The organism is Paenibacillus sp. SZ31, assembly GCF_012912005.1.
Lineage (GTDB): Bacteria > Bacillota > Bacilli > Paenibacillales > Paenibacillaceae > Paenibacillus.
The window spans coordinates 131312-141543 of the sequence record NZ_JABBEA010000016.1 but is presented as its reverse complement, the minus strand read 5'-3'; the positions used below and the strand labels follow the sequence as shown (position 1 = coordinate 141543).

At 43.2% G+C, this 10232-nt stretch carries 10 protein-coding genes; 1 reads left to right on the top strand and 9 read right to left on the bottom strand.

The genetic code is table 11. The annotated features are described in order from the left end of the window. Positions 1-474 precede the first annotated feature (474 nt). The 8 genes from HF638_RS23745 to HF638_RS23710 form a co-directional block, all read right to left on the bottom strand. Positions 475-1686, bottom strand: a complete 1212-nt coding sequence (locus HF638_RS23745) for a YhgE/Pip domain-containing protein (RefSeq protein WP_169482421.1) — start codon at positions 1684-1686, stop codon at positions 475-477. A gap of 80 nt (positions 1687-1766) precedes the next feature. Next, positions 1767-2198, bottom strand: a complete 432-nt coding sequence (locus HF638_RS23740) for a MarR family winged helix-turn-helix transcriptional regulator (RefSeq protein ID WP_036605963.1) — start codon at positions 2196-2198, stop codon at positions 1767-1769. A gap of 165 nt (positions 2199-2363) precedes the next feature. Beyond that, positions 2364-2531 (bottom strand): DUF3934 family protein, encoded by a 168-nt coding sequence (locus HF638_RS23735; RefSeq protein WP_076333364.1) that lies wholly within the window; start codon positions 2529-2531, stop codon positions 2364-2366. Positions 2532-2670: 139 nt separating this feature from the next. Beyond that, a complete protein-coding gene (locus HF638_RS23730; protein ID WP_169482419.1) occupies positions 2671-3891 on the bottom strand; it encodes an MFS transporter in 1221 nt (406 codons plus the stop codon). 32 nt (positions 3892-3923) lie between these two features. Next, positions 3924-4523, bottom strand: a complete 600-nt coding sequence (locus tag HF638_RS23725; RefSeq protein WP_062836340.1) for a TetR/AcrR family transcriptional regulator — start codon at positions 4521-4523, stop codon at positions 3924-3926. A 121-nt stretch (positions 4524-4644) separates the two neighbouring features. Further along, a complete protein-coding gene (locus HF638_RS23720) occupies positions 4645-5796 on the bottom strand; it encodes a S1C family serine protease (protein WP_169482418.1) in 1152 nt (383 codons plus the stop codon). Positions 5797-5807: 11 nt separating this feature from the next. After that, entirely contained in the window at positions 5808-6923 is a 1116-nt protein-coding gene (locus HF638_RS23715) for a hypothetical protein (RefSeq protein WP_169482417.1), read from the bottom strand. A gap of 291 nt (positions 6924-7214) precedes the next feature. Beyond that, positions 7215-7631, bottom strand: coding sequence for a VOC family protein (locus HF638_RS23710; RefSeq protein WP_169482426.1), 417 nt, complete (start codon positions 7629-7631; stop codon positions 7215-7217). Positions 7632-7909: 278 nt separating this feature from the next. Between HF638_RS23710 and HF638_RS23705 the strand changes: the two genes are divergently transcribed. Then, entirely contained in the window at positions 7910-8665 is a 756-nt protein-coding gene (locus HF638_RS23705) for a class I SAM-dependent methyltransferase (protein ID WP_169482415.1), read from the top strand. A gap of 96 nt (positions 8666-8761) precedes the next feature. On the opposite strand, the gene HF638_RS23700 is transcribed toward HF638_RS23705, so the two are convergent. Beyond that, positions 8762-10092, bottom strand: a protein-coding gene (locus HF638_RS23700; RefSeq protein ID WP_248278247.1) for an IS3 family transposase whose coding sequence is annotated in 2 segments (ribosomal slippage) — positions 8762-9711 and positions 9711-10092 — 1332 coding nt in all. Because the reading frame shifts where the segments join, the coding sequence is not laid out codon by codon here. Between the last annotated feature and the right edge of the window lie 140 nt (positions 10093-10232).

Here is a 10232-nt window from a genome sequence, read left to right as displayed (position 1 = left end):
GCTCTTTTTTTAAGTTTCTTTCGAAGCTTATTTCATTCGCTTGCCGCACCGTGTAAACTGTGTTTTCTTGGCCGGATTAATAATATATCACGTATAGATATTAATTACAACACTTAATTTATTAAAACTCTTTTACCGCTAATTGACTACCTTTACTGCATTGCTCTACTCTATCTCAGTTGTAAAGTTTATTATTGCCTAAATGACATTCTTTCCATTCATACAACGAAATACATCTCTAATTGTTTTGAGAATTATTAACACTTAATCTCCTCTGATATATTTTAGCTTCATTAATAAGCTCAATTATGACCTATCCTTTATCAACGTCATGCAAGATTACAGGGGTACACTGAAAGTTACAACGAGTATAAGTAGAAGTATTATAGAAGATAAACAAAAAAGTGGTGCGCGTATATAACTGTACGCAAACCACTTTTCTGTGTGTTATTAGATTATTATAGAAAGAAAATTTTAATGCTGTGCCTGTGCCTGTGCCTGTGCCTGTGCCTGTGCCTGTGCCTGTGCTGATGCTGGAGGCGTCATCGTCATTTGTCCATGACCTGCTTTTTGCATACCAACTCTCAACAACGTAATCCCCCACGTTATAATTGAGATCAACAGTAGATGAACCATGTATCCCCCCACTGCTTCTCCACTATAGATCAAACGCATAAATCCCTGTACCCCATTGGAGGCGGGCAGAAAGTTTCCAATATAACGGTAGAATGGCGCCAGCATCTCGGCTGGAATGATATTTCCTGCGGTCATTAACTGGAGGGGAACCATCGCTACATTAAATAGAGGGCCTGCATTACCAAACAGGGCAAAACTCATTTGTGTAAAACAGATACAAGCCAGACTCACCAGCACATGGTACAGGTACAAAGCGCCGAAGGAGCTCGCAACATCCGTGAACTGAAGAGCTACTGTATCCACGATTAGGGGAACGATCACTACTATACACAATAACAGCATTTGTCGTCCCCAGAAGATTTCCCATTTGGAATGGTTACGTTTCATGATATTCGATGTAATATTGAACTGAATGTTCATGGTCATTGAAGCAATATAGGTGATAAAACCCAGAATCATGGGCAGCATCGATGTTGCAAAATCACTGACACTGTTCGTTTTATTAATTTCAGCCTTCACAGGCCCTTCATTCATCTTCGCCATCGCTTGTCCAATGGCTGCACTTAAATCTTCGCTATTTATACTGTCGTTATTGAGTGTCACTTGAACCTTGGATTCCAGAATCCCTTGTCCCATTTGTGCAGTCATTCCGGTCGCAGCATGTTCCACAATCGATTTCGCTACATCCGCATTTCCCTGATTGATATAAAAGGACAAGCTCGCGTCTGTACCGCCGCCAATCTGGTCAGCAAACCCTTCCGGAATCACAATAACCATCGCATAATTACCTGCATTCATCTGTTGCTCGGCTTCCTTGGCAGAATCCAGCACATTAACATGGAAAGGCGCGAGCGTTTCAATCTGCTTCTGCACCTCTGTCCCCTGTGTTCCATCTTCGTTCACCAAAGCAACTTGAAGTTGATCTACTCTCTCCGTGGCCTGATGATAACCCGTCATCCAGACCACAACAAATAACAATGGAACAATCAATGCAAAAACCAAACCTATTTTTGTCTGTGGTACTTTTAAAAATTCTTTGAAGCTTTTCATTCGTTCACGACTCCCATTAGTTAAAATCAAAATAATTGCACTACATATATATGCACATGCACATATTAGACCAAAAAAATTTATTTCATCTTTTCATAGATCCGATTCATCACATTCATGAATGCTTCAAGCTCTTCAGGGGAACATTCGGCGAGTGCCTCTTGCTCTTGCTGTTTGGCCTTTGGTGTCAGAACGTTATTCATTTCCAATCCTTCTGCCGTCAAACAAAGCAATACCGCTCTGCGGTCCTGTGGATCTTCTTCTCTCGTCACCAGACCTTTGCGAATTAACTTGTCTATAATTTTGCCAACAGTTGTCTGGTCCCGAACCGTTAATTCAGCCAGCTTCTTCTGTGATATATGGCTTCCCGCCTTGCTCAATTCATTCAGAACGGCAAATTGTTCCGGAGTAATATCCTGCTCACTCAGATTTCTGGTTGTTGTTTTTTTGTATGCCAGATACGTACGTGACAAAATCAGTCCAAGTGGATTTTCATCCATATTAACAGGCATGCTGATGCTCCTTTCTCCATATAGTAGCACTACCATCTAATTTGCGTAAGCTCTATATTATTACCATATCTACAATACTGTCAATTTATTTTTTTATATTTTCACACAAAAAGAGACCCACCCGATAATCAGGCAGCTCTCTCCTCTTGCATCGTCAAGCCATACTTACTCTGGCTTGCCACTTGAAGTTTCGGTATCGTCCTTCTTCTTCGTACCTTTACTTTTATAAGGCTTCGGGGTACTTTTCGCCCGGTTAGCAGCTGCTTGCCAACGGTTCCAGCCTTTTTTGCCAGTACCGCGGCCAGTGCCGCCTTTTCCTTTTGCTTTGCTCATGTTATCACTCCAATAATCCTGTATATGCTTAAAAATGACCGTCCTCGGTAACTTATTATGCAACCTAGCCCATCTAATTCACTTCCAGCAATTCTTATTATACCAAAAATCGATGCTCTTACCTCTTTTCAAGAGACAATTACATTTCAGGCTTCGGTTGTTTCACCGTTTTGACCCCTCTGAGTACCCGTAGGGATAACAGGAAACAGATCGCCAGAACGGCAGCTGCCGAAACGTAAGGATAGTTAATATTCACATCGAACAATGCTCCAGCTACGATTGGACCTGCGATATTCCCCAAACTGGTATACGCCGAGTTCAGTCCGGCCACAAAGCCCTGTTGTTCTTGTGCCAGTTTGGACATCTGTGTACTGATCGCCGGACGTAAAATGTCCATACCCAGGAACACGATAAATGTTACGACAAGAATGAGCCAGTACGTATGCACAAACAAGGTCAACAGTACAAATACCGCTACAAACAACAGACAGACCGAAATGACCATCTTTTCACCAAACCGATTAAGCAACCAACCGATCAGGGATACTTGCACAACCGCACCCGCGATGGAACCAAATGTAATAATAAATGCAATGTCTTTTGTCGTAAAACCAAACTTATGATCCACAAACAGTGAAAATACCGTCTCATAGTTCGCCAGACCAAATGCCATAACAAATACAATAATCAAGCTGAAAAAGTATGGTTCACGGTACGAATTCAGCAATTGGGATACCATACCGGGAGCTTTGACCTTCGTTAAGCCAGGGATCGGTTTACTTTGTTCTCCTGTGCTTCGTGTTGATTCCGGCAAAATAATCAATGTAATGATGGATGCCAGCAGACCGGCAACCCCAGCGGCGTAGAACGGAATTCGAATGCCAAAGTCCGCAATGTACCCACCAATTCCCGGACCGATGATAAACCCGGTTGTAATGGCTGCATTAATCAAGCCCATACCTTTGCCGCGTTCTTCCTCTGTTGTAATATCCGCGGTGTATGCCATAACTGCAGGGAAGATCATCGCAGCTCCAATACCACCAAGCATCCGGGCTGCGAAGAGCAGCACTGGTGCATTGACCGCACCAAACATAAACTCGGATACGGCAAAGATCAGCATACCGCCGACTATAATTTTTTTACGTCCCCATGTATCCGACCATCGACCCGCAAGTGGGGAGAACAGAAACTGGGTGAAGGAGAACGCGGCTACCAACAAACCAACCGTGAATCCGGTGATGTGCAGTAGATCCATATACGCAGGCATGATCGGCACAACCAGACCAATACCTGTAAAAACGAGAAAAATATTAAACATTAACAGCAGCAATGCGCCCCTGTTCCGTGTTAGTAATGCCATGATTCCATCCTCCGTAGTTGTCAAAATGTTGCTTAATCTTTATCTTTTGCAATCCCGTGCAAGAATACACTAGCGGCCTGACGATATAGAGCGAGAGCCTGATCGGATTCCATACCCCGTGACATCTGGCTAAGACCAATAATGGTACTTTCCAATATGAGCGCAAGATTATCTACATTGTCTGCTTTGAACTCACCGCTCTCAATGCCTTGTTCGATCATTTGTTTGTTAAATTGAAGATGCCGCTCAAACATCAAGGAGATACGCTCCTCGATATCATTTTCTTTCTTCTCCCCAGTGAAGAACTCATCGGCTGCTTTGGTCAAAGGATGATTCATATCATCCAATATCAATTGTTCCGCCAAGCCGTAGATCTTCTCCGTGGAGGTGCGGTAGAGATGTTCTTTGGCCGCCCAACTCGCTTCCCACTCCCGATCCCACTCATCGATTAGATAGAGGAACAGGCCTTCTTTACTTTTAAAATGGTAATATATATTGCCCTTGCTGCTGCCCGTCGCAGCTACAATATCCTCAATGGACGTTGCTTTATAGCCTTTTTGTACAAAAAGGGCTTTGGAAGCATCCGCAAGTTTCTTCTTGGTCTGCTCGGTTTGAAGTTGTTTTTTATTCATATTCATTCCATTTCACTCCGTCCCATGCATACTGAACATTCGTTCTGTATTTTAACAGATGCATTGAATATAAGCAATGAAAAAGGAGAATCGGCAATTATGCCAACTCTCCTTACCTGATTCATTTCATCTTTTTACCTTGACCATGTAATATTTTCAGTTGACCATTCTCGTAACCAACCTGATACGTAACCTTATATTTCGCCGTTACATAGTCGCCATCCCTACGTTCATCTGCTGTAATGACGGCGGTGACTTCTATCTCATCATTACCCTTGTCTTCAGACGAGACCTCCCCGATAACCACATAACCGGTGTTAAGATACCCCTCACGGAATTTGGCATAAGTTGTGCCGCTTTGCCAGTCACTTCCGAGTAATGCATAGGATTCGACATAGTCACTCAAGTTCAGATAGCTATAAAAGTCAGTAACCAGTGACTCGGCTTCAATAGAAGAAGCAGATAACCTCGAAGTACCTTCACCTACCATTTGGACAGCTTTTGTGATAGACGACGAAGTGTTGGACCATGCCTGCACCTGCTTCAACACACTAGTGATCGGGATGCTAAATCCCAGTCCGGCTTCCTGTTTTACCCCAGTTGAATTAATACCAAGCACTTCACCCGTCTCTGCATTAATCAATGGGCCACCGCTATTACCGTTGGTGATGGGCGCGGAGATTTGGTACATGTTCGTATAAATGTACGGTGCAATCTCAAAACTGCGTTCGACACCGCTAATGATTCCCGTTGTTACCGTGTTTTCGAAGCCTAACGGGCTGCCAAGCGCCAGAATCTCATCTCCAACTTCCGCTTTAGACTTCGCAATGGGCAACGGCTGTACTTCTTTCAAATCAGGTACTCTGATGACAGCAACATCCGTTTCTTCCCCGATCCCGATAACCGTACCTTTATATTCCTCATGATTCAACGTACGGATGGTCACTTCCTTTGATCCCTCCACGACATGCGCGTTAGTCACAACATCTCCCTGTTCATTGTATAGAAAACCGGAACCCAATCCACTGCTACTCTCAATCGTAACCACTTTTTTCTGACTCTCTTCAATGATCTGTTTACGCGTTTTCTTCACGATTGTCTTGGAGGCAGACTTCGCTTGAGGGGTTACAACCTCCTTTGCAGTGACGACAGCCAATCTGGGACCAACCTCCAATTCATCAGCCGAGTGCTGATGTATCCATAACACGCCTCCTGCCCCAGCCCCGATAATGATTGCACTGGATAAGATTGTACTCCAGGTTCTTTTGGACATTCTAACTCCCCCTACTCCAGATACCATGTTGCACTCGAAACAGATACGTCTGCTGCTTCGTACACACCATAATAATAGGTTTCAAAATAACCCTGCTCCCCGGTACCCAGTGTGACTGGATAAACATATGCATCTGTCTCACCAATATAATCACCATCCGTGCTATTAATATTGATTATCAGTGCAATTGACCAGATCGGGCGTGTACCCTTGTTAGTTACCATCCCACTAATATGTAGATCACCATAAATGTCCAGTTCCGCTGTCAGCTCTACAACACTTACTGCTCCTGTGCGATTTCTCAATTCTTCCTCAGCTGCTTGTTGTTCCGCTAACAGGATACGTTCTTCTTCCGCTTTCTCAAATGCCTTCTTCTCACGCAATATCTCTTCTCGATACGTTGTCAGTTTAACTTCCTCCGGAGCATAAGACAGCCCTTGATCAACGGTTTGTAGTGCTGCTGTAAAATTCTTTTTCTTCACTTGCTGCTCCGCCTGTTTATAGCTAATCCCGGTCAGTTTATCTACAATCTGCTTCTCTACTGCTTCGGCTTCCTTGCCATTCAAGTTTGATACTGTTTTGAGTTTCTCTGCCAGACCCTCAACCGTTGTCAAAGTATCAATCTCTTTTTTCACCTTCAGTACAGCCAGCGTGACCTTTCTGTTACTTAATGCGGCACGGACTTTGGCAAAAACCGGCTCCTCTCGCTCCTTCAACGCTTTGGATACAGCCTGAATAGTCTTGTCTCCTGCGGACAATTTTCCTGTTTTCAGACTTGTTGAAGCCTCGTTCAACTGATTCATCAGATTGAACGCTTTCGCCGTAATTTGGCGATCCTGTATAAGTGCATCCACATTCGGACGTTTCGCGAGAGCCGTATCCAGAAGTTGCAAAGCCTCTTTGTATTTTCCGTCCAGTGCAGCTTGTTCTGCTTGCAGATGCAGCGCTTTTACCTCTGCGTTTATACCGCTCTCCTGATTATAATAGTACGTCAACAGAGCGCCCATTACCGCTGCCAATAGCAGGGGAATGACCCAGCTAAATGTACGACCTTGATTGGCACTTTCTTGCCTTGGTGCAGGTTGTTGTTGCCGGGATAGTGATTCGGCTGGTGCTGCTTCTTTCAATTTGGTGCTACACTTTCTGCACGTGTTATCCCCCGGGCTGTTTTTCGTCCCACATACGTGACAATACACCCTGATCCCTCCATCTAAAAAAACATATGTAACCTTCACTCTCTGATACTTCAGCATGTTGCATGCTTCGATTCAAATCGCCAACGTGAATCGACATTTATCATATAGCAAAAAGGTAAAATACACCATATGTTCTATAGATATCACGTTTGAACGAGTCATACTGGATGCAAAAAAACCTTCCTACTTTAATATAGGAAGGCTCTAGTTATTTTCATTTTGTCACTCCGAAGGAAAAGCACTTAGATCCATATAGGAAACTTCCCACAGGTGATCATCCAGATCTTGAAAACTCCATCCATACATGAATCCATGATCCTGTGGTTCGTTGGATGGTTTCCCTCCTGCATCGAGGGCAGCTTGCACAATCACATCCACCTGCTCACGACTATCTACAGACAGGGCAACGATGACTTCGGTTGTATCGGAAGCATTGGAGATTTTTTTCGAGATGAAGGATTGGAAACGTTCCTCCACCAGAAGCATGGCGTAAATATTTTCCCCGATGATCATACAAGTAGCGGACTCGTCCGTAAAATTGGCGTCAAACTCAAACCCCACCTTGGTAAAAAACTCAACGGATTTCTTCAAATCTTGGACAGGTAAATTGACAAAAATCTGCTTAGCACGAATAGCCACCATCGATCACCTCGAACTCATAGAATAGATTCCACCTCAAAATAACACCTCGCGTATACGCTGTCAATTGAATATAATGGAGACATTCCAACTTGTGAGGTGACATGGATGTTGCTCCGAATGGTTCGAAGTAAATAGTCGTCGGGCTGGGTCAAAACGCGTACCAGCTATCAAGGGACAAGTCTGTCCATTTGATCCGATTCGACCATTTACAATAGAACGATTTCGTACAACTCTCTTGTCCTATTCAAACAAACTCACATTGGAGGAATATGAGAATGAAAAACAAAATAGATTACGCTGACTTTTATGAACGCGTAGGCCGGACGAATGGCTGGAACTTCAGCTCCATGAACGTTGTCTCTGAGAACATCGGATGGAACTTCTATGAGGAAGTTGTTCGCCATATGCGCTCGTCAGATCTGTTGCTGGATATTGGGACGGGTGGTGGAGAAGCTATTCTGTCCATTGCCAAAGAAGCCTTGTTATTGGTGGGAATCGACCTTGCTCAAGGAATGATTGATACCGCACAGCGTAATCTTCTCGCTGCGGGAGCCCATCCCAATGTACGCTTTCTGTATATGGACGCAGAGACACTGGCATTTCCAGATTATTTCTTTCAAGTGGTATCATCCAGACACTCCAGATTCTCTGCTTCAGAAGTCTTCAGAGTGCTCGCTGAGGGCGGGATATTTCTAACCCAGCAGGTCAGTGAACATGATAAATCCAACATTTCAGAAGCTTTTGGCCGTGGACAAAGTCTTGGCATTCAACCTGGCACATTGATGGAACGATACAAGCATGAACTTCAAAAAGCAGGTTTCAAGGACATTCAGGCCCGTGAATATAATGTAGTGGAGCATTACGCTACACCCGAAGATTTGATGTTTCTCCTAACCCATGCACCCATCATTCCTGATTTTGGAAAGGTAGACACTGACTTTGAGCGATTCCAGCAGTTTGTGAAAGAAAATCACGACGAGAAGGGCATTCGTACCAACTCGGCACGCTTCATGATTACTGCTCGGAAATAAATGATTCCATATTGAATAAAATGAAACAAAAAAAGGCCCAGTCTCATGTTCGAACTATTAAAGTGTACCCTTTGTAAAGGACATTTTGAAAAAAAACTAGGCAACTTGTTGAAGCTGCTGTCTGTATTTTACAGGCGGCAGCTTTTTCAAATTCCATTGCCCTCGATAATGATTATAGTACGTCATGTAACTCTTAATTTCTCGTTTTACTTCTTCTAATGTTTCGCATTCTTTGATATTCGTTTCATCCTTAAAATGCCCAAAGAATGATTCTTGGGGAGCGTTATCCCAACAGTTTCCTCGTCGTGACATGGATTGAGTTAACCCCATTTTTTTCACTACGGATTGGAATTGTGGGTTCGTATAATGAAAGCCTTGATCGGAATGGATCAACGCATCTTTTGTGATATGGCGGTGTTTCTTCAATTGATGAAGCGTGTTCAGCGCAATGTCTATGCGTAACGAAGAAGACACTTCATACGCTAAAATCTCATTCGTCTGTGCGTCTTTAATGGTTGATAAATAAGCTCGCTGGTTGCCTTTGTACGTTAAATAGGTGATGTCGGTTAATAACACCTTTCCCGCCTCGCCTGGCTTAAAATTGCGCTGTAATTTGTTTGGACATGTGCGATGTTCTTTCGTTGCTTTTGCCATTCTACGGGCTGGATTAGCCTTTCGAATGGGACAGATGATTTCAAATTTCTTCATGATCCGACGAATCCGCTTCAAGTTGTACGTCATCTTGTACTGATTTTCTAATGTCATTTTAATTTGGCGTGCTCCTTTTTTACGTCCACGGAATCGATAGGCCTTTAAAATCATTTCCTTTACCATCTCATCTGCTTCGGCTTCAGCTATACGCTTTTGCGCTGATTTTTCAGTGGAGTAATTGTAATAACCCGAACGTGATACTTCCATAACATCGCATAGATAGCTGACCAACCGCTTCAATTTATACGTTCGGATCGTCCGATAAATGAGTTCAAACTTCAGCTCTACAGCCACTTTTATTTCTTTTTCAACATCTGTCTTTCGAGTAGATCGAGCTTTTTTAGCAGTTCATTTTCCGCTCGTAACAATTGATTTTTTGCTTCTAATCGTTCAATCTTTTGTTCTAATGTTAATTCACGTTCCGAAGGGCGACCTGAATTCGTTTTACGTGTATCCTGTAAGCCTTCTACACCCGCTTCACGATACGAAGCACGCCAACGTTTTCCAGAAGAACGGACACGCTCTAAACCAATACATTCAACATCTAAGCCCGCTTCTTCAAAAATGTCTCGTGGCAGTTTACCCTGCTCATTTTGTGCAATGAAATGGCGCTTAAATTCATCGGTATACGTAATCGCCTTTTCACTAACAGCGATCACATTTGGATTCCGTTTTAGTTGTTCTTGTTCTTTCTTCGTCAGTAATCTTTTCGTCATAACATTTCCGCTCCAACATCGTTTTTTTTCATTATAAACAAAATACCCTATAAGATGGGCTTTTTTCAAAGTGTCCATCTTATAGGGTACATTTTATATAACATGGAGACCGGGTCTTTTTATTATGCTTGCGAGGCTAT